Source organism: Moellerella wisconsensis ATCC 35017 (assembly GCF_001294465.1).
Classification (GTDB): domain Bacteria; phylum Pseudomonadota; class Gammaproteobacteria; order Enterobacterales; family Enterobacteriaceae; genus Moellerella; species Moellerella wisconsensis.
The window spans coordinates 130,454-150,158 of record NZ_LGAA01000010.1; the positions used below are offsets into that span (position 1 = coordinate 130,454).

Here is a 19,705-nt window from a genome sequence, read left to right on the forward strand (position 1 = left end):
GGCGCATTCCACAAGATGATGTTATAATCCGCCACCTTATTGACACTCGGAAAGTTAACGCTTCTTTCTATCATTCATTGCGTTAATTTATCTCCCCAAACTTTTAGATGCAGAGCGGCAGCGAACCGAATTAGATACGTTACGCTGCGGCATGGTTTAGCATAAACCAGTCTGTGCTTTAAGGGAAACGGGGGATATAACCGCCTAAATTATAAATTAACTGTACAGCCAATTATGAAGTTTATCATTAAGTTATTCCCAGAAATTACTATTAAAAGCCAGTCAGTAAGACTGCGTTTTATTAAAATACTAACCAGCAATATTCGTAATGTACTTAAATCCTTCGGCGATGATATCGCAGTTGTTCGTCATTGGGATAACATTGCGGTACGGGTTAAAAGTGAGATTCGTCACGATGAAATTTGTGACGCATTAACGCGTATTCCCGGTATTCATCATATTTTAGAAGTTGAAGAACATCCATTTACTAGTCTGCATCATATCTATGAAATGACTCATCAGGCTTATGCGCCGGCGCTGGAAAATAAAACCTTTTGTGTTCGTGTAAAACGTAAAGGGAAACATGAGTTTAGTTCAATTGATGCCGAACGTTATATCGGCGGTGGATTAAACCAAAATATAGCATCAGCCAAAGTTAAATTAACTAAACCTGAGGTTACTGTTCATCTTGAAATTGAAGATGAAAAATTAATTTTAGTTAAAGCACGCTATGAAGGTATCGGTGGTTTCCCAATTGGTACTCAAGAAGATGTTTTATCATTAATTTCGGGCGGATTTGACTCTGGCGTATCCAGCTATATGCTGATGCGTCGCGGTTGTCGTGTGCATTACTGTTTCTTTAATTTAGGCGGTGCAGCCCATGAAATCGGCGTAAAACAAGTGGCTCATTATTTATGGAGCCGTTTTGGTAGCTCCCATAAAGTGCGCTTTGTTGCTATTGACTTTGAACCAGTTGTTGCTGAAATTCTTGAAAAAGTAGACGATGGGCAAATGGGCGTTGTGCTCAAACGCATGATGGTACGTGCCGCCTCTAAAGTTGCAGAGCGTTATGGCGTTCAGGCGCTGGTCACTGGTGAAGCATTAGGCCAAGTTTCTAGCCAAACATTGACCAACCTGCGTTTGATCGATAATGCGACCGATACCTTAATTTTAAGGCCTTTAATCTCGCACGATAAAGAAACTATTATTAATCTGGCCAGACAGATCGGTACGGAAGATTTAGCTCGTACCATGCCAGAATTCTGCGGTGTTATTTCAAAAAGCCCGACCGTAAAAGCTATTAAAGAAAAAATTGAAGCAGAAGAAGCTCATTTCAATTTCGAGGTATTAGAGAACGCGGTATCTCAAGCGCAAAATCTGGATATCCGTCAAATTGCGACTGAAAGTAAACAGCAAGTGACAGAAGTTGAAACGGTGAGTGAAATAGCTGCTCAGGATGAAATCATCGTTGATATTCGTTCTAATGATGAAGCTGAAGTTAAACCACTGCATATCGACAATGTGGAAGTGATCCATATCCCATTCTACAAATTAACGACACAATTTGCAGAGTTAGGGAAAGATAAAACCTACATGTTGTACTGTGACCGAGGCGTAATGAGTCGTCTGCAAGCGCTGTATTTGCATGAGCAGGGATACACCAACGTTAAAGTGTATCGTCCTTAATTCTGCTAGGCTTCACAGGGTGATTTTTCTGGCGAGACTTATTGATATTATTTAGCTATTTTCATCATTTACTAAGAGCAGCTCAGCGGCTTGTAAGTTAATTGATGAATACGCTAGCTGATTAATAAACAGATTAATTCATATACAAATTGATTTATAAGCTCGGCAATATAAAAAGTTGGAGACAATTGAGGAGATCCATTCTCAATATCTCCGACTTTTTTATCGAATATAGCCTTATGGTAAGCTAATTATTAATTTTCAAATAACCACTGATTATCGACATAGTTATTGATCCCCGGCGGTAATATTAATTCAGCGGCGATTTCAGCGGCTTTTGATTTATCAATTAATAACTCAATTAATTTCAACGCAAAATCAATCGCGGTAGCCGGCCCTTGACTGGTTAATAAATTGACCCGCTCGTCAAAATAGACACGTTTATCGACCCATTTGTTGCTTGCAATTTTATCTTTTAAACTCGGATAGCCGGTCATATTGCCAATCGGAAATAATTGATGGTATTCCAATACAACCGCTGGAGAAGCACAAATAGCCGCAATAATATGACCTTCATGATGCATACGGCGAATTTTTTCAATCACTAACGGGCTGTCACGGAAGGTTTCTGCACCGGATAATCCACCGGGCAACACTAGCGCATCAAAAGGCTCATCGGCAATTTTAACGAGCGGATAATCGGCGATAAGCTTGACGCCACGCGAGCAAGTAATCTGGGTTGAGCCATCATTAGTCACACTGGCCGTCGTAACGTTTATACCGGCTCTTACCAATATGTCGATAGTTGTTACCGCCTCCATTTCTTCACTGCCGTTAGCCAGACAGACCAGTACCGAAACTGTCATAGTGTTGTTCCCTATATTTAATAAGATGATAAATGCGATCATTCTCGGGGGTATTAATACCGTAAAGTCGCGCTCGTTTGAGGAGATAACCCGTAATATAATCGATTTCTGTACGGCGTTGATTTCTGACATCCTGTAACATCGATGAAAAATTTTGATGGGTATCGGTGATCACGCGATTAATATGATGAGATAAAGATTGTTCTTCGGTATAGAGCCCTTCTGCGACCATAACTTGATAGATTTCATGGATTAAAAGCTGAATTTGATCGCTATAATTGAGAAGCTCACCATTATGACAATCATACAGTACCGTTAATGGATTTATCACGCAGTTAACCGCCAGTTTTTGCCAGCAAGTAGTGATAATTTGGTTATGCCATGCGACATCTGGTAGGGCTTGATGCAGAATATCGGCAATATAGCTGTAATTTTGGGCAGGTTGATTGACGGCGCCAATATGTGTAATTCCTTGAGCAACATGGAAAACTTGGTGGTTATCTTGCCAAGCCGCATGAGTGGTTGTTCCTGCCAACAGCGGATGCTGATTAAATTGCAGCTCATCGAGGGTACCCATACCATTGTGCAGCAATAAAATAGGACAATCAGTTGCGATAAGATCACTGAGCGGGTTTAACGCGGCTGAGACCTGCCAGGCTTTTAGACAAACAATAATTAACTGACTGGCTTTCAAGTGCGCCAAATCATTGCTCGCAATAACCTGGTTAAATGTATCGCCATTCACATTATTGATATATAAAGACAATTCCTCTTTTGGAAGTCGTAGCCAGCCTTGCACCTCATGTTGCTGTTGATGCAGAGCCGCAAGCCACAGTTTGCCGATAGAACCACAACCAATTAGCGTAATTTTCAATTGTTCTCCCTGCTATCTACGATTTGTTGTTTCCTATTTTTGCTATATGAGGAGATTATAGCGTCTATATTGAGGAGATAAACCAAAGCTATTTTTTATCTCTCTCTTATTTCACGGTGATCTCACGGGTTGGTATATAAAAGCATAAATCGAGTTTATTATCCTCCGGGTCGGCTCTTTTCCTTGTAATAGAAAGAGGCTATCATTCCATCCTATTGATTATCAGGAGGTCATAGAGCATGCCATCATTTGATATTGTTTCTGAAGTTGAATTGCATGAAGTTCGTAATGCGGTCGAAAACGCTCAAAGAGAACTGACCAGTCGCTGGGATTTCCGTAACGTGACCGCCAGTATTGAGCTGAATGAAAAAAATGAATCGATTAAGTTGACCAGTGAATCTGATTTTCAGGTTAACCAACTGGTTGATATTCTACGCGAAAAAATGTCTAAACGCGGTATTGATGGTGCCGTATTAACGGTACCCAGTGAGATGCTACACAGCGGTAAAATGTACAGCGTAGAAGCGACATTGCAGCAGGGGATCGATACTGCACAAGCTAAGAAAATCGTTAAGTTGATTAAAGATAGCAAGTTAAAAGTACAGGCTCAAATTCAAGGTGAGCAAGTACGAGTGACTGGAAAATCGCGCGATGATTTACAGGCAGTGATGAATTTGGTTCGTCAGAGCGATTTGGGGCAGCCGTTTCAGTTTAATAACTTCCGCGATTAAGATTACTTGCCGGTCTTTATTTCGTTTTTCTATTAAATGCTTTTTATTGAGTAAGTTAATGACAGCCCAATCGAGCTTCGGGCTGTCATTACGTTGATTGAATTTAACTATTGCGCTCATTATTCAAAGAGCTATTTATTCAACCAACTATTCGGCGTTAACAATAGATTCTAACTGCTCGCGAGACGTGAGTTTTTTATCGACTTTGACATACACGCTCATTTCATCGACGACAATAACGACTTCGCTGACGCCCGGTTGCTGTGAAAGTTTAGCCTGTAGCGCTGGAATAGCTTTAAATCGATGGGGCATTACCAGACGAATACTGCTGGTATAAGGGGGCTGCTTCATTGTTAAGCTGACAATGAACCACAGCGAAGCAACAATTAATCCACCGATAAATACGCCAGATGCGCCTTGATGTTGATATAGCCAGCCACCAAAAATCCCCCCGATAGCTACGCCTAAAAACTGACAGGTGGAATATATTCCCATCGCAGTGCCTTTATAACCGGCGGGTGCTTCTTTGCTGATCAGTGAAGGTAAAATGGCTTCCATAACATTAAAGGCGATAAAGAATAGTTGAATCCCGAGGAAAATAATCCATAAATTATCGCCAGAAAGCCACAGAACAATCTCGGCAATAAACAATAGCGCGATACAGAACAAGAAAACTTGTTTCATTCGACGCTGTTTTTCAGCATAAATAATAAAAGGCAGAACGGCTACAAAGGCGACTAACATAGTGATTAGATAGGCTTTCCAATGCTGCTCTGCGGCAAATCCGGCATGGGTCATTATTAATGGCAGGGCGACAAAGCTAGACATCAGTAATGTATGCAGACAAAGAATACCAAAATTAAGTTTAAGCAATTGCGGGTGAGTTAAAACAGCACGTAAATGGCCTTTAACAAATCCTGATTCGCGGTTTAAGCTATGATGCTGGCTATTTGGTACCGCAAATAGAGTGATGAGGATCCCGCCAATCGCTAGCAGGGTGATCCCCCAAAATAATCCTTGGATACCTATAGCATGGGTTAGAATTGGGCCTAAAACTAAGGCGATAGCGAAGGTTAGACCAAAGCTAATTCCGATAAATGCCATCGCTTTAGTTCGATTCTGTTCGCGAGTCAAATCTGAGAGTAAGGCCATTACGGCGGCTGAAATAGCCCCGGCACCTTGTAATGCTCGGCCGATAATAATTCCCCAAATAGAGTCACTTAACGCAGCTAATATACTGCCGGCAATAAAAATGAGCAGTCCAAAAACAATTATCGGCTTACGACCGAATCGATCGGATAAAAAGCCAAAAGGAATTTGAAAAATAGCCTGACTTAACCCATAGATACCAATAGCCAGTCCGAGCAGAAATTCAGTTGCTCCTTTGAGTTCTAAGCCATAGCTGGTGAGGATGGGCAAAACCATAAACATTCCCAGCATTCGCAAGGAAAAAACCGATCCTAAACCCCACGTGGCTCTGAGTTCCCGCGGTGTCATTTTATTATCGTTCATGGTGTTACCTCAAAAAATATAAACACGTAATTCTAGGGACATTCCTAGAAATAAACATGCGATTTGGCTGGTGGTTAAGGTTGATGCTGTCAATGTGCGGGTTATTCAATGAATGTTATTTGATAACCGCTATTTGATAAAGACAATAATGGCAGGATTTACCTGCCATTATCAACTATCTTTTATTTTGCTAGCGATTATTCAGCAGATTACCGGACATAAGTCAGTACCGTATCAGCGGAAACTGTTGGGTCAACAGACATCATTACGCTCAGAGAGGTTATCGTAATAATGGAAAAGATAAACAGTTTGCGTGCCCAGACACGATCATCATTAGTGGTTTTAAATCCTGAAATAGCCATACCTAGCCACCATAGGCTAACCGCAGCTGCAACAACTAAATATTTGTAACCCGCGTAACCGCTGAGCGCCAACATTACTGTTGCAATCATAAAGGCCAGAATATAGAGGATAATATGCGTTTTAGCGACTGAAATTCCTTTGATGACCGGCAAAACGGGAATATTAGCTGCTTGATAGTCTTTAAAACGGAAAATTGCAATGGCGTATGAATGCGGCATTTGCCATAAGCTGAAAATTAATAACAAGATCAATGCGCCAGCATCAAATTCATTAGTGACAGCGCAATAACCAATAACCGGAGGCGCAGCACCTGACAAACTACCGATTAAAGTACCATAGACGGATTTACGCTTCATATATAAGCTGTAAACCCCGACATAGACAATAAAACCGGCAACCGCGATAAGCATTGCCAAGGCATTGGCTGCTACAAGTAGCAGCACCATGCCAGCAATACCGAGAGCAGCGGCATAAATCAGGCTAACTTTCGGGTCAATCAGCCCTTTAACTAAAGGGCGATTTTTGGTTCTTTCCATGATCCTGTCGATATCACGGTCGATATAGTTGTTAAATACACAACCAGATGCCACAACCAGTGATACACCCAGCAAAGTCGCAATGAACAGGGGATAGTCAATCACGCCTTTCGACGCGAGCAGAAAACCGCCGATCACAGAAATTAAATTTCCGAAAATAATTCCTGGTTTGGTCACTTGCAGGTATTGCTTAAACATATTGGCGACTCTTTAGTCGAGCATCATATTGATGTTCAGGTTGTACATAATCCACAGAGAGCCAATAACAACGATACCGATGATTAGCAAAGTGAACAGGAATGCAATCAGGTTCCAGCGTTCATCTGATGATGTATTCATATGGAGGAAACACACCAGATGTACTAGGATCTGAACCACTGCCATACCAACCACAACCGCTAAAATCGTGGATTGAGACGCAGTGCCTTCCATTACCATCCAGAATGGGATGACTGTCAAGATAACTGACAGTATAAAGCCAATCATGTATGTTTTGGCACTACCGTGGCTCGCTCCTGTATGAGCATCTTTAACATGACTCATTATATTGCCCCCAGCAGATAAACAACGGTAAATACACAGATCCAAACCACATCTAAGAAGTGCCAGAACAGGCTCAAGCAGTTAAGACGTGTTTGATTTACTTGGGTTAAACCACGGCATGAAACTTGGATCATCATGATGATAATCCACACCAGACCTGCGGTAACGTGCAGGCCGTGAGTAGCAACCAAAGCAAAGAACGCAGATAAAAAGCCGCTACGATCTGGACCATAACCTTCTGAAATCAATTCATGGAATTCGTAAACTTCCATGATAACGAAGCCAAGACCTAGCAGGAAAGTCACGAATAACCAGAGGTTAACGGTAGCAACTTTTCCTTTATGCATCGCCAGCATTGCAAAACCATAAGTAATGCTACTGAACAACAATAAGAAAGTTTCGCCTAGGACAAACTTCAGGCTGAAGATGTCTTTACCGCTCGGACCGCCTGCCGTACCGCCGGATAACACAACATAGGTTGCGAACAGGCTGGCAAACAGAATTAAGTCGCTCATCAGGTAGATCCAGAAACCGAAGACTTTGGTAGCTCCTGCATCGTGGTGCCCATGCTCTGCATGGGCCTCATTCTGATTAGTCATTGTATTAGTTGACATTTTTTACACCTGCCTTGTCTAAATCTTCAAAATGCTTAGTCTCGATTTTTTCGATTTCAGCCACAGGTACATAGAAATCAACGTCTGTGTCAAAGCTTTTCACAATCCAGGTGACAATCATACCTGCGAAACCAATAATCGCTAGCCACCAGATATGCCATATCATGGCAAAACCGAACACCAGACTGAATCCGGCAATAATCACGCCAGCACCTGTATTTTTCGGCATATGGATCTCTTCATATCCCGCAGGGCGCTGATGTGCAGTACCTTTTTCTTTCATATCCCACCACGCATCACGGGTTTGAACATTGGGTTCAATCGCGAAATTATAGAATGGAGGTGGTGAAGATGTTGACCATTCCAGCGTACGTCCTCCCCACGGGTCACCGGTTAAATCACGGTTTTCGTGGCGATCACGGATACTGACAACGATTTGGATAACTTGGCACAGAATACCGATAGCTATTAGGAGTGCACCAAAAGATGCGACTAGCAGCATGGTATGGTACTGAGGGTCGATGTTCTGGCTAATACGGCGTGTCATTCCCATAAAGCCAAGAACGTACAGTGGCATAAAGGCAAAGAAGAAGCCGATGATCCAGAACCAGAATGCACGAACGCCCCATTTCTCATTTAGCGTAAAGCCAAATGCTTTCGGGAACCAATAAGTCATACCCGCGAAACAACCGAAGACTACACCGCCGATAATTACGTTATGGAAGTGAGCAATCAGGAATAAGCTGTTATGCAGGACAAAGTTAGCCCCTGGAACCGCTAACAGAACGCCGGTCATCCCACCGATAGAGAAGGTGATGATAAAGCCAATTGTCCACAGCATTGGGGATTTAAATTCGATACGGCCTTGATACATGGTAAATAGCCAGTTGAAGATTTTAACCCCGGTTGGGATTGAAATAATCATGGTGGCAATACCGAAGAACGCGTTGACGTTAGCGCCTGATCCCATGGTGAAGAAGTGGTGTAACCAAACGATGAACGACAGTACAGTAATGGCGATAGTTGCCCATACCAGCGAGGTATAGCCAAACAGGCGTTTTTTGGAGAAGGTTGCAGTAACCTCAGAGAACACACCAAATACTGGCAAGACTAGAATATAAACTTCAGGATGACCCCAAGCCCAAATCAGGTTGATGTACATCATCATGTTGCCGCCCATATCATTGGTAAAGAAATGGGTACCGAGATAACGGTCAAGGGTCAACAGAGTAATAGTCACTGTTAGGATAGGGAATGCGGCGATAATTAGGATGTTGGTACAGAATGCCGCCCAAGTAAAGACTGGCATTTTCATCATCGACATACCAGGCGCACGCATACGGATAATGGTAGCGAAGAAGTTAACCCCAGTCAGTAAAGTACCGATACCTGAGATTTGCAGACTCCATATCCAATAATCGACCCCGACACCCGGATTATATTCTTTGCCGGATAATGGTGGATACGCTAACCAACCGGTTTGTGCGAATTCGCCAACACCTAAAGAGATATTAATCAGAACGACACCGACAACGAAGAACCAGAAGCTCAACGAGTTCAGGAATGGGAACGCAACATCACGCGCACCAATCTGAAGGGGAACGACTAAGTTCATCAAACCGACCACAAACGGTGTCGCCATGAAGAAAATCATGATAACGCCGTGCGCGGTAAAGATTTGATCGTAATGGTGAGGTGGCAAGAATCCTGCTTCACCGGCAGAGGCCAGTGCTTGCTGACTACGCATCATGATTGCATCCGCAAATCCACGGAACAACATGACCATCGCCACGATGATATACATAATACCAATTTTTTTATGGTCAACGGTGGTTAACCATTCGCCCCATAACCATTTCCATTTACGGAAATAAGTAATCGCGCCGACTACACTTAAACCACCAATAATAATAGCTAATAGGGTGATTACGATAATTGGCTCGTGGAGCGGGACTGCATCAAGTGTTAATTTTCCCAACATGCCCTTATTCCTCAACGCCTGCATGAGCTGAATGGCTCATATTCATAGAGTGATCCGCAGACTGTTCTTTGTGATCCATAGACGTCATACCCGCGTGATGCTCATGACCGAATTTCATCACGATATCTGCATACAGATTAGGTTTTACGCTTGAGAAGTAGGTAACTGGAACTTTTTGGCTAGGTTTAGCTAACTCATCAAATGCTTGCATAGTATCAAGCGTTTTTGGTGAAGCTTTTACCTTCTGAACCCACTCATCAAAGCCTTCCTGCGTCGGTGTTGCAATCGCATTAAACTTCATGTCAGAGAATCCAGCACCACTGTAGCTTGAAGAGATACCTTTATAGGTACCCGGTTCGTTAGCAATCAGGTGCAATTTAGTTTGCATACCTGCCATGGCGTAAATTTGTCCACCCAGAGCAGGAATGAAGAAAGAGTTCATTACAGAATCTGAAGTGATTTTGAAGTTAACAGGAACACCCGTCGGGAAAGCAATTTCATTGACGGTGGCAATGCCTTGTTCAGGATAGATAAATACCCATTTCCAGTCGGTAGAAATAACTTCGATAGTTATTGGTTTTTGGTCGCTCACTAATGGCTGATAAGGATCCAGCTCATGGGTTGTTTTCCACGTGATTGTCCCAAGGATAATAATAATAATGATAGGAATGGTCCAAACTACTAATTCAATTTTATTTGAATGACCCCAGTTAGGACGGTAAGTAGCTGACTTGTTTGATTGACGATATTTCACAGCAAATGCAATTGCCATGATAATTACCGGGATCACAACTATCAGCATGAGGCCAATCGCAGTTAGGATTAGCTTTTTCTGCTCGACACCAACGGCGCCTTTAGGATCCATCAACACCATATCGCAACCGCCTAATAATAAGGAAGCCACTAACAGTGAGATTGCTCCAATACTTTTTTTGTAGTTCATAAGTCTCATCCACGACCCCAAATGACAAAAATTCTATTGTCGTTTCATCAGTGTGGGCATTTTACGGTAAGGTTATAGTAGTGTAAACAATTGTAAGGTAAAGAAATCGAAATGTTGGCTCTTTATGTAGATGTGATCACATGTGAAAGCATCATTAGCTAAAAGTTAAATTTATAGCTTAGGATTTAACGATCCTTTGATAAAGCGCGCTTAATCTTAAAATATCTTTGTAATTTTTAAAAGAAAAAAGAAACAAAAAAAGATTAGTTTAAACATCGACGACTATATATCGGTTTTATTAGGTAAAAAGATGAGGCTTATTTAATAATAAAGAACGACTGATGGGCAGTCGTTCTTATCGATAAGGGCGTATTAGGGATCCTCAAACCAAATAATAGCGAGATATCTTCGTTATTATTGGTGATTAATTCGACACCTTAGAAATTATATTTTAATGTATAAACAATCGCATCCTGATAGAAGTCTTCACCTAATTTATTATCAGCGTAACGATATTGTACACCAGCCGCTAAATTAGGCGTTGCATTCCACCATAAAGCGACTGCACCATTAATACCGTGACTGCCACCATTTCCGTAGCGTTCATTGCGGTTGAATTCCATTTCATGCCAGTTGGTGATGGCGAAATCTTCTTTTAATACTTTGAAGTTATAGCCAGCTACCCAGCCGACAACATAGCCGTTATTGCCAGAATAATAGGTTTGATCAACATAATGTAGTGCAACAAAAGGTTTGAACCATAGATTACCAATACCGGTATTATAACCAACCCCATACAGTGTATTGACTTCATGGAAGTTACCACCATAGCGTGCACCTGGCATTGACCAAGTACCATAAATATGTCCGTACAAGTTAAAACCCGTTTCGCCTAAATAAATACGGCTGGTGGTTTTTACCGTATAGCGTTGATTACGGCTTGGCTCAGTTCTTCTTTTGTGGAATGGATTTTCTAGATCGAAGAAACCATACAGTTCACCCCACTTAAAGTTTGCTCCGCCTTCTAATTCAATATAAGCAAAGTCTTGTTTACGTGAGCCATCTTTTGATTTGTTTTCTGTGTGGCGAGACCAATCTAAATAATTGACGTTGAGATCGGCAAAACCATTCTGATAGCCTAAAAAATCAGCGTGTGCAGCACTAGATAAAGAGGCTAGGGCGGTTAGACATAGCAATTGTTTTTTCATTTTTTATATTATTATCATCATTTAATTATTAAGTGATTACATTCATATTCAGCCAATGCTGACTTGCCTAAAACTGTGATATTTTAGACTTTTATAGTGTAAATAAAAAATAGATTTCATTGGCTAAGTGATCTGCGTCACTTAATAGGGCGGAGAATGGTTAAATTTACTGAGCGACTTCAAGTTGTTTATTTTTATTAATAATCGATTAATTAATAAAATGCTGGGTTGTTATCCAGCATTTTAGCTAAATATAGGATTAGTGGCTCTGCTCAACGGCTTTTTTCACTGCAAAGAAATCGAGACATCCGCCAAGAATTAAGCTAATACAGCCAATCGATATTCCAGTATTAAATAAAATATCCTGATATGCGTTTAGGTTTAACCAAAGATCTAATTGTTGGATAAACATGTAGATTTTAATAGTAGAAAAACTGAAAATTAATATTGATAGCAACCATAACCCTAAAAGTATTACGCTTACTAATAATATTTTAACGGCAATTTTATAAGCAGCTGGAAACAATACTCGGCGCTGGAACATCCCGGTAACTTGGGTATATAACAGCGAGTTACGGCAGGCTAATAACAGTATTATGCCCGGGAAAGCTACACCGATAGAAATAAGATAAAACAGTGGCCAGCCGTAATTACTGACTAATACGCTAGCGACAGGGCCAATATAAACGCGACCAACGGCAGAGAGTGCCGATAATAAAGCAAATTGAGTGGCGGATAGCGATTTATTACACAGCGTCATTAATAATGCGACAAAGGCCGCGGTTCCCATACCGGAAAATATATTTTCTAGGAAAATAATTGAGCCCATCGAATAAATATTCGCCGGAGTTACTGCCAAGAACCAATAACCAATATTAGAGACACCTTGCAGAATACCAAAGACCAGTAACGCCTTAAATAGACTCATCTCTTTCATCAAATAGCCGCCCAGTAATGCGCCAACAATGGTTGCTGTCATCCCGACAGTTTTATTGACCGCCCCGACTTCACTGAGACTAAAACCTAAGCCATTTAATAAAAAGTTGGTATTTAATGCCATTACAAAGGCATCACCCATTTTATAAAAAATCAGTAATAATAAAATCAACCATGCATTATTACGGCTAAAAAATTCGGCTAATGGTTCATAAATAGCGTCTTTTAATGAAGCGGGCGGGGCGCAATTATCTTCGGGTTCTTTAGCGAATAAAGTAGTGACAACCCCTATGAGCATTAATGCGGCCATTAATAAATACAGTTGCTTCCAGCTTAAAAAGGTATCAGCCATCCATAAAGAGAGCCCACCAGACACTAACATACTGATTCGATAGCCCATGACTGACACAGCGGCACCAACACCGCGTTCTTCTGCACTCAATAAATCAGTTTTATAGGCATCGAAGACGATATCTTGTGATGCTGAGCAGAAGGCGACGATAACGGCAAATGAGGCTAGCCACCATAGATGCTGTGACGGATTCATAAAGGCCATCCCCGCAATACTGGCAACCAGTAAAATCTGTGTGGTGACTAACCAGCCACGACGACGGCCTAAAAACGGAGGCGTATACCTATCCATCATCGGCGACCACAGAAATTTTAAAACATAAGCTTGCCCGACTAAGGAGAAAAAGCCGATGGTTTTAATATCAACATTTTCAACGGTTAACCACGCTTGGAGAGTACCGCCGGTTAGAGCAAGCGGGAGGCCTGACACAAAACCTAATAGGATCAGGGCGATTGAATTAGGCAATAAAGGGCGACTCATAGTAATCCTGTGGCTCTGCTACGCGACGAAGCCTTTGTATATACCGCTTATATTTCAAGAAGAACAAGTAACAACGCTAACGATATTTTTACCGTGAGCTTGCTATATTCTGCTATCTGAGTATGTATTGAGGTATAGATGATGAAAAATTAATTCGAATTTTGTTTAATAAATTGGCTAAGATCCTGATCATTAGCCATATCAGCAATAATATCGGTTAGCGCGGTATTAATGGCACTTTCAATTTTAGCATTGCTAGCACCCATCGGTCCTTGCTCATTATAATTACGATTGAAGGTTCGTGTCGTCTTGGCACCATTTGGCGCTTGAGCATCAATGGTTACGCTAGTTTGTGCGGTAATATTATGTCGTAAGCTGCCTTCCTGAACGTTAGCATTCAGACTATTCAATTGAATAACTAAATTAATATTTGCGGGTGAGCTAACAGTAAAACCGCGTGCACTCATTTGTTTTTCGACCGCTTCTTGCAATAAGTAACGAGGTTCTCGTGAAGGTATTAATTGTACTAATTTTCCATCACGATTAATTTCCGCTAACGATTTTGAACTGCGATTATCCACGCTAGTAATACTAATCGAGTGTGTTCCTTGTGCTTGATTTTGTGCTGGTAGCGTAATTTTAGGCTCTAAAGATAAGGTATTATTTGGTGCTGCGCAGCCAGCCAGCAACAAAATAGCGAAGAGTGGAAAACAGAGTCTTTTCAGCATAATTTTTTTCCGGTTAATCTTTCTTAATTAAATGTGTTCCGTTAATGTGCATCTTTATTCGGGGGATACCCAACGATTTAATTCTATCGTTATAGATGGCATCATAAAATATAAAATCGTAGATAATTCAGTTAAATTATAGCATTACACACAACAATGCCTGCGTTGAGTTACCCTTATCCGGGTAACAAAATCTACAGCGATTATTATAACACTGCCTTGGCATTCTCAGATATCCCTATCATTGGCGATGATAATAAAAATCTCGACTATCTTGTAATATGAGGTTATTCGATTATCGTAATGATGGCAATTATGATATTTGTAAAAAATATAGCTAAAAAAAGACCGTTTACCAAGAGGTTACCTTATGTCTAAACAGCAAGCAGAGAATCTACAGCAACACATTATGGATAAATTACAGCAAAAATTTTCGCCAACGTTTATCGATGTTATTAATGAAAGCCATCAACATAATGTGGCGCCCGGTGCAGAAAGCCATTTTAAAGTTATTATTGTCACTGAGCGCTTTGCCGAACAGCGTATGATCGCCCGCCATCGGGCGATTTATGCGCTTCTTGCTGAAGAACTGGCGGGCAGTGTTCATGCTTTGGCTCTCCATACGTATACACCGCAAGAATGGCATGAATTACAAGATACGAAGTTATCATCGCCTGCATGTCGCGGTGGCGGTAAGCATTAATCCTACCGTAGATAAGATAATTCTAGCGTAGGGTGTTGACTCTGTTGGACTATCCGGCACACTTAATACGTCAATTTATCAGCCATAGTCTTCTGCATGCCGGACATTATTTAAGGTATAGTTGTAGAAGTTATAGTTTTATAAAATATAGTTGTATAAAGCTTAGTGGTATAAAGCTTAGTTGCATAAGACAAAGCAGTAGAAATCTATCCATATAAAATAGGGTTGTAGAAAACCTAAGTTATCGAAGACATTGCAGTTAATATGTCGTTAAGGATAAATAAAATAACTAATTTGCCGATAATGTGGTGATTTTCTTTTCTCGGTGAAAGGTGTTTTATTTATATTTATCGCGATCGAATACCGGACTGGTTGTTTTTTCTCCAGGTAAGTGAGGGGTTTTAGCGCATATAAGTCAGAAAAGTCACAAAAAACAGGAATAATTGCCTCTTTTATCGGCTTTTCTCGACTCAACCCTCATGCATCGGTATAATGTTGCGTCTAATTTTCAGTAAGGTTTCGGGATGCTTCTGATACAGGGATTATCGTTCGTCAATATGGCGGCCCCGGTTCTGGAAGGGAGATTGTTATCGGTTTATACCGTTGACATAACTCTGGAGTTGACCGAGCACTAAGATTTTTTTTTGAGGTAACAAGATGCAAGTTTCTGTTGAAACGACTCAAGGCCTTGGGCGTCGTGTAACAATCACCGTTCCTGCTGCCGATATTGAAAAAGCAGTAAATAGCGAATTAGTGAATGCTGCGAAAAAAGTTCGCATTGATGGCTTCCGTAAAGGGAAAGTACCAATGCACATCGTTAAACAGCGTTATGGCGCATCTGTACTTCAGGATGTTCTAGGTGACGTTATGCAACGTAACTTTATCAATGCAATCATTGAAAACAAAGTTAATCCAGCCGGCGCACCGAGCTATAAACCTGAGCAGTTTGAAGACGGTAAAGACTTCACTTATTCTGTAGAATTTGAAGTTTACCCAGAAATCGAACTACAAGGTTTAGATACCATTGAAGTTGAAAAACCAGCGGTTGAAGTTAAAGAAGAAGACGTTGATAACATGCTGGATACTCTGCGTAAACAACAAGCAGAGTGGAAAGAAACTGACGAAGCCGCTGCGGCTGATTCTCGTGTTACTGTTAACTTCTCTGGTTCTATCGATGGCGAAGAATTCGAAGGCGGAAAAGCTGAAGATTTCGCGCTGGTTATGGGCGAAGGCCGCATGATCCCAGGTTTTGAAGAAGGTGTTGTTGGTCATAAAGCTGGTGAAGAATTCGATATCGATGTTAACTTCCCAGAAGATTACCATGCTGAAAACCTGAAAGGTAAAGCGGCTAAGTTTGCAATCGTTCTGAAAAAAGTAGAACAACGCGAACTGCCAGAATTTACTGAAGAATTCATCAAACGTTTCGGTATCGCTGATGGTACTTTAGACGGTCTGCGTGCTGAAGTTCGTAAAAACATGCAACGTGAATTGAAAAATGCAATTCGCAGCCGTGTTAAAGCTCAGGTTCTTGATGGCCTGGTTAAAGCGAATGACATCGATGTTCCTGTTGCAGTTATCGATGGTGAAATCGATGTTCTGCGTCGTCAAGCTGCACAACGCTTCGGTGGCGATGAAAAACAAGCGATGGAACTGCCTCGTGAATTGTTTGAAGAACAGGCTAAACGTCGCGTCGTTATCGGTCTGCTGTTAGGTGAAGTTATTCGCACTAATGAGCTGAAAGCTGATGAAGATCGTGTCAAAGTTCTGATCGAAGAAATGGCATCTGCTTATGAAGATCCTGCTGAAGTTATCGAATACTACAGCAAGAACAATGAGTTGATGGATAGCGTTCGCAACTTAGCTCTTGAAGAGCAAGCAGTAGAGAAATTACTGGAAGCGGCGAAAGTTACAGAAAAAGAAACTAATTTCACTGAGCTGATGAATCAAGTTCAGATGGGTTAATCCTTTCTTTTCTGAGATGTTCTTAAGTAAGAAACCCGTAGTGATTAGCTACGGGTTTTTTGTCTATTAAGTGGCAAGAATATTGATAGACCTTGAAAAAAAATAATTAACCCCAAGATATTTTAAGTCATACTAAAAGTCGTTTGTACATCGTTCGTACAGAGTTTGTATATAGCTCGAGCATAGATACTTTTTATTGATCTAAAAATAACCAGAGCAGTTTTGGATTTTTTTTATTTATAATAAGTCGGCTGTTTGCTGACGCGCGAGAAGTCGGTGTATCCCAGTTCACTTGTGTTAAACTATTTTAGATGACGCTAAATTATTTTCGCCTGTAATAACACCAATAATAACTACTGCGGTAGTTATAGGCCGCTCGCTTGTTAGTTATATGTTTGTCGATAACGCCGAGTAAATAGCACCTTGTAAATAATGCGTTGTACAAGCTATAAATAAACAGCGAATGATAAAATAGGCGAGTAAAACGCATTATTTAATTAAAAAATCGCCATTTTTTAGCGTGACGAGTGTCATTCTAGATTAAATTATTAAGCTCAAGCACCAGTAAGATTTAAATAGGAGATAGAAATGTCACATTTTGACAGTCAGGATCACTTAGCACCCCATATGGCATTGGTGCCAATGGTCATTGAGCAGACCTCTCGGGGTGAACGTTCGTATGATATTTACTCTCGTTTATTAAAAGAACGTATTATCTTCCTGACGGGTCAGGTGGAAGATCATATGGCCAATCTGGTGGTTGCTCAGATGTTATTCTTAGAAGCTGAAAATCCAGAAAAGGATATTCATCTTTACATAAACTCGCCTGGTGGTGTTATCACCGCAGGGATGTCTATTTATGACACAATGCAATTTATCAAACCTGACGTAAGTACCATTTGTATGGGGCAGGCTTGCTCAATGGGCGCATTTTTATTGACCGCTGGCGCGAAAGGTAAACGTTTCTGTTTGCCGAACTCTCGCGTTATGATCCACCAACCATTAGGTGGATATCAAGGTCAGGCAACGGATATTGAAATCCATGCTCAAGAAATATTAAAAGTTAAAGCGCGTATGAACCAGCTAATGGCTCACCATACAGGTAGAACATTAGAAGAAATTAATCGTGATACCGAGCGTGATCGCTTCTTGTCTGCATCAGAAGCAAAAGATTACGGTCTGGTCGATCATATTTATACTAACCGTGGATAATCGAGCTTGATGAATGATTGAATTACCGATTACTCCTGTGAAATAACGCTAGGATATTGGTAGTTTCAATCTTCCATGCTATCGATAGTAGCGCGATGAAATTTTCCTATCTGCTCTAAATAAAAGCAAGATAGTCGCATATAAGTGAGGTCAACTGATGACAGATAAGCGCAAAGAGGGTTCAGGGAAACTGTTGTACTGCTCTTTCTGCGGCAAGAGTCAGCATGAAGTGCGTAAGCTGATAGCCGGCCCGTCAGTATATGTTTGTAATGAGTGTGTCGATCTTTGCAATGATATTATTCGTGAAGAGATCAAAGAATTAGCGCCTCATCGTGAGCGCAGTGCTTTGCCAACGCCGCATGAAATTCGTCAACATTTAGACGATTATGTTATTGGTCAAGAAAAAGCCAAAAAAGTTCTGGCCGTCGCGGTTTATAACCACTATAAACGTCTGCGTAATGGCGATAAAACCAGTGAGGGCATTGAGCTTGGTAAAAGTAATATCTTGCTAATTGGTCCAACAGGTAGCGGTAAAACATTACTGGCAGAAACATTAGCGCGTTATTTGGATGTGCCGTTTACTATGGCAGATGCAACAACGCTGACAGAAGCCGGCTATGTCGGTGAAGATGTCGAAAATATTATTCAGAAATTATTGCAAAAATGCGACTACGATGTTGAGAAAGCACAACGTGGTATCGTATATATTGATGAAATTGATAAAATTTCTCGTAAATCAGATAATCCATCGATTACCCGAGATGTTTCTGGTGAAGGTGTTCAGCAGGCGCTGCTGAAACTGATTGAAGGAACAGTAGCTGCAGTTCCACCTCAAGGTGGACGTAAGCATCCACAACAGGAATTTTTACAGGTAGATACCTCTAAAATTCTATTTATTTGTGGTGGTGCATTTGCTGGATTAGATAAAGTTATCGGCCAACGTATCAATACTCGTTCTGGTATTGGTTTTGCGGCAGAAGTGAAAGGTGAGTCAGAAAAAGCCACAGAAGGTGAATTACTGTCTCAAGCAGAGCCTGAAGATTTGATTAAATTTGGACTGATCCCTGAGTTCATTGGTCGTTTGCCAGTGGTTGCAACATTGACTGAACTGAGTGAAGAAGCCTTAATTCAAATTCTTAAAGAGCCAAAAAATGCACTGACTAAACAATATCAGGCATTATTTAATTTAGAAGGCGTTGAGCTTGAGTTTCGCGATGATGCGTTAAAAGCAATTGCTAAGAAAGCCATGGCCCGTAAAACTGGGGCACGTGGTTTACGTTCTATCGTTGAAGGTGTTCTGTTAAATACAATGTATGACTTACCTTCCATGAACGATGTAGCGACTGTTATCGTTGATGAAAATGTAATTAATGAGCAGTCAGAGCCATTGTTGATTTACAGTAAACCTGATGCTCAAGCTTCTGGTGATAATTAACACTTAGGATTTTCCATCAATAGCGCATTATGCAAAATGA

General features: G+C 41.0%; 17 protein-coding genes. 6 read left to right on the forward strand and 11 right to left on the reverse strand.

Going from position 1 to position 19,705, the window contains the following annotated elements; all coding sequences use genetic code 11:
- Positions 1–234 precede the first annotated feature (234 nt).
- Positions 235–1,686, forward strand: a complete 1,452-nt coding sequence (gene thiI / locus M992_RS05430; protein ID WP_053907663.1) for a tRNA uracil 4-sulfurtransferase ThiI — start codon at positions 235–237, stop codon at positions 1,684–1,686.
- Between the two features lie 254 nt (positions 1,687–1,940).
- Here thiI and yajL read toward each other — a convergent pair whose 3' ends face one another.
- Entirely contained in the window at positions 1,941–2,552 is a 612-nt protein-coding gene (gene yajL / locus M992_RS05435) for a protein deglycase YajL (protein WP_047256442.1), read from the reverse strand.
- Positions 2,521–3,426, reverse strand: coding sequence for a 2-dehydropantoate 2-reductase (gene panE, locus M992_RS05440; protein ID WP_053907664.1), 906 nt, complete (start codon positions 3,424–3,426; stop codon positions 2,521–2,523). Before panE ends, yajL begins: the two co-directional genes overlap by 32 nt.
- Positions 3,427–3,665: 239 nt before the next feature.
- Here panE and M992_RS05445 point away from each other — a divergent pair, with 239 nt between their 5' ends.
- Positions 3,666–4,157, forward strand: a complete 492-nt coding sequence (locus M992_RS05445; protein ID WP_047256440.1) for a YajQ family cyclic di-GMP-binding protein — start codon at positions 3,666–3,668, stop codon at positions 4,155–4,157.
- A gap of 147 nt (positions 4,158–4,304) precedes the next feature.
- On the opposite strand, the gene M992_RS05450 is transcribed toward M992_RS05445, so the two are convergent.
- The 9 genes from M992_RS05450 to M992_RS05490 form a co-directional block, all read right to left on the reverse strand.
- Positions 4,305–5,669 (reverse strand): MFS transporter, encoded by a 1,365-nt coding sequence (locus M992_RS05450; protein WP_053907665.1) that lies wholly within the window; start codon positions 5,667–5,669, stop codon positions 4,305–4,307.
- 209 nt (positions 5,670–5,878) lie between these two features.
- Positions 5,879–6,766, reverse strand: a complete 888-nt coding sequence (gene cyoE / locus M992_RS05455) for a heme o synthase (RefSeq protein WP_047256438.1) — start codon at positions 6,764–6,766, stop codon at positions 5,879–5,881.
- A gap of 12 nt (positions 6,767–6,778) precedes the next feature.
- A complete protein-coding gene (locus tag M992_RS05460) occupies positions 6,779–7,111 on the reverse strand; it encodes a cytochrome o ubiquinol oxidase subunit IV (RefSeq protein ID WP_053907666.1) in 333 nt (110 codons plus the stop codon).
- Positions 7,111–7,725 (reverse strand): cytochrome o ubiquinol oxidase subunit III, encoded by a 615-nt coding sequence (locus M992_RS05465; RefSeq protein WP_053907667.1) that lies wholly within the window; start codon positions 7,723–7,725, stop codon positions 7,111–7,113. The genes M992_RS05460 and M992_RS05465 overlap by 1 nt, the downstream gene beginning before the upstream one ends.
- Positions 7,715–9,706 carry a cytochrome o ubiquinol oxidase subunit I gene (gene cyoB / locus M992_RS05470; protein ID WP_053907668.1) on the reverse strand — a complete coding sequence of 664 codons (1,992 nt, stop codon included), beginning with the start codon at positions 9,704–9,706 and terminating at the stop codon, positions 7,715–7,717. Before cyoB ends, M992_RS05465 begins: the two co-directional genes overlap by 11 nt.
- A gap of 4 nt (positions 9,707–9,710) precedes the next feature.
- On the reverse strand, positions 9,711–10,658 hold the full coding sequence (cyoA, locus tag M992_RS05475; RefSeq protein ID WP_053907669.1) for a cytochrome o ubiquinol oxidase subunit II: 948 nt from the start codon (positions 10,656–10,658) through the stop codon (positions 9,711–9,713).
- Between the two features lie 428 nt (positions 10,659–11,086).
- On the reverse strand, positions 11,087–11,857 hold the full coding sequence (locus M992_RS05480) for a nucleoside-specific channel-forming Tsx family protein (RefSeq protein WP_053907670.1): 771 nt from the start codon (positions 11,855–11,857) through the stop codon (positions 11,087–11,089).
- A 259-nt stretch (positions 11,858–12,116) separates the two neighbouring features.
- Positions 12,117–13,625, reverse strand: a complete 1,509-nt coding sequence (locus M992_RS05485) for an AmpG family muropeptide MFS transporter (protein ID WP_053907671.1) — start codon at positions 13,623–13,625, stop codon at positions 12,117–12,119.
- A gap of 149 nt (positions 13,626–13,774) precedes the next feature.
- The gene (locus tag M992_RS05490) at positions 13,775–14,353 is read right to left on the reverse strand and encodes a YajG family lipoprotein (RefSeq protein ID WP_053907672.1); all 579 of its coding nucleotides are present in this window, start codon (positions 14,351–14,353) and stop codon (positions 13,775–13,777) included.
- A 370-nt stretch (positions 14,354–14,723) separates the two neighbouring features.
- Between M992_RS05490 and bolA the strand changes: the two genes are divergently transcribed.
- From bolA to clpX, 4 genes are all read left to right on the forward strand, one after another.
- Entirely contained in the window at positions 14,724–15,056 is a 333-nt protein-coding gene (gene bolA / locus M992_RS05495; RefSeq protein WP_053907673.1) for a transcriptional regulator BolA, read from the forward strand.
- A gap of 657 nt (positions 15,057–15,713) precedes the next feature.
- The gene (gene tig / locus M992_RS05500) at positions 15,714–17,018 is read left to right on the forward strand and encodes a trigger factor (protein ID WP_053907674.1); all 1,305 of its coding nucleotides are present in this window, start codon (positions 15,714–15,716) and stop codon (positions 17,016–17,018) included.
- Positions 17,019–17,606: 588 nt separating this feature from the next.
- Positions 17,607–18,230, forward strand: coding sequence for an ATP-dependent Clp endopeptidase proteolytic subunit ClpP (gene clpP / locus M992_RS05505; protein ID WP_053907675.1), 624 nt, complete (start codon positions 17,607–17,609; stop codon positions 18,228–18,230).
- A gap of 157 nt (positions 18,231–18,387) precedes the next feature.
- Positions 18,388–19,665 carry an ATP-dependent protease ATP-binding subunit ClpX gene (gene clpX / locus M992_RS05510; RefSeq protein ID WP_053907676.1) on the forward strand — a complete coding sequence of 426 codons (1,278 nt, stop codon included), beginning with the start codon at positions 18,388–18,390 and terminating at the stop codon, positions 19,663–19,665.
- Positions 19,666–19,705: the final 40 nt, after the last annotated feature.

Coding starts and splice junctions, on each gene's coding strand:
- cyoE (WP_047256438.1), bottom strand. CDS start 6,766: ATGTTTAAGCAATACCTGCAAGTGACCAAACCAGGAATTATTTTCGGA.
- M992_RS05460 (WP_053907666.1), bottom strand. CDS start 7,111: ATGAGTCATGTTAAAGATGCTCATACAGGAGCGAGCCACGGTAGTGCC.
- tig (WP_053907674.1), top strand. CDS start 15,714: ATGCAAGTTTCTGTTGAAACGACTCAAGGCCTTGGGCGTCGTGTAACA.
- bolA (WP_053907673.1), top strand. CDS start 14,724: ATGTCTAAACAGCAAGCAGAGAATCTACAGCAACACATTATGGATAAA.
- M992_RS05465 (WP_053907667.1), bottom strand. CDS start 7,725: ATGTCAACTAATACAATGACTAATCAGAATGAGGCCCATGCAGAGCAT.
- cyoB (WP_053907668.1), bottom strand. CDS start 9,706: ATGTTGGGAAAATTAACACTTGATGCAGTCCCGCTCCACGAGCCAATT.
- cyoA (WP_053907669.1), bottom strand. CDS start 10,658: ATGAGACTTATGAACTACAAAAAAAGTATTGGAGCAATCTCACTGTTA.
- M992_RS05480 (WP_053907670.1), bottom strand. CDS start 11,857: ATGAAAAAACAATTGCTATGTCTAACCGCCCTAGCCTCTTTATCTAGT.
- M992_RS05445 (WP_047256440.1), top strand. CDS start 3,666: ATGCCATCATTTGATATTGTTTCTGAAGTTGAATTGCATGAAGTTCGT.
- thiI (WP_053907663.1), top strand. CDS start 235: ATGAAGTTTATCATTAAGTTATTCCCAGAAATTACTATTAAAAGCCAG.
- M992_RS05450 (WP_053907665.1), bottom strand. CDS start 5,669: ATGAACGATAATAAAATGACACCGCGGGAACTCAGAGCCACGTGGGGT.
- M992_RS05485 (WP_053907671.1), bottom strand. CDS start 13,625: ATGAGTCGCCCTTTATTGCCTAATTCAATCGCCCTGATCCTATTAGGT.
- clpP (WP_053907675.1), top strand. CDS start 17,607: ATGTCACATTTTGACAGTCAGGATCACTTAGCACCCCATATGGCATTG.
- clpX (WP_053907676.1), top strand. CDS start 18,388: ATGACAGATAAGCGCAAAGAGGGTTCAGGGAAACTGTTGTACTGCTCT.
- M992_RS05490 (WP_053907672.1), bottom strand. CDS start 14,353: ATGCTGAAAAGACTCTGTTTTCCACTCTTCGCTATTTTGTTGCTGGCT.
- yajL (WP_047256442.1), bottom strand. CDS start 2,552: ATGACAGTTTCGGTACTGGTCTGTCTGGCTAACGGCAGTGAAGAAATG.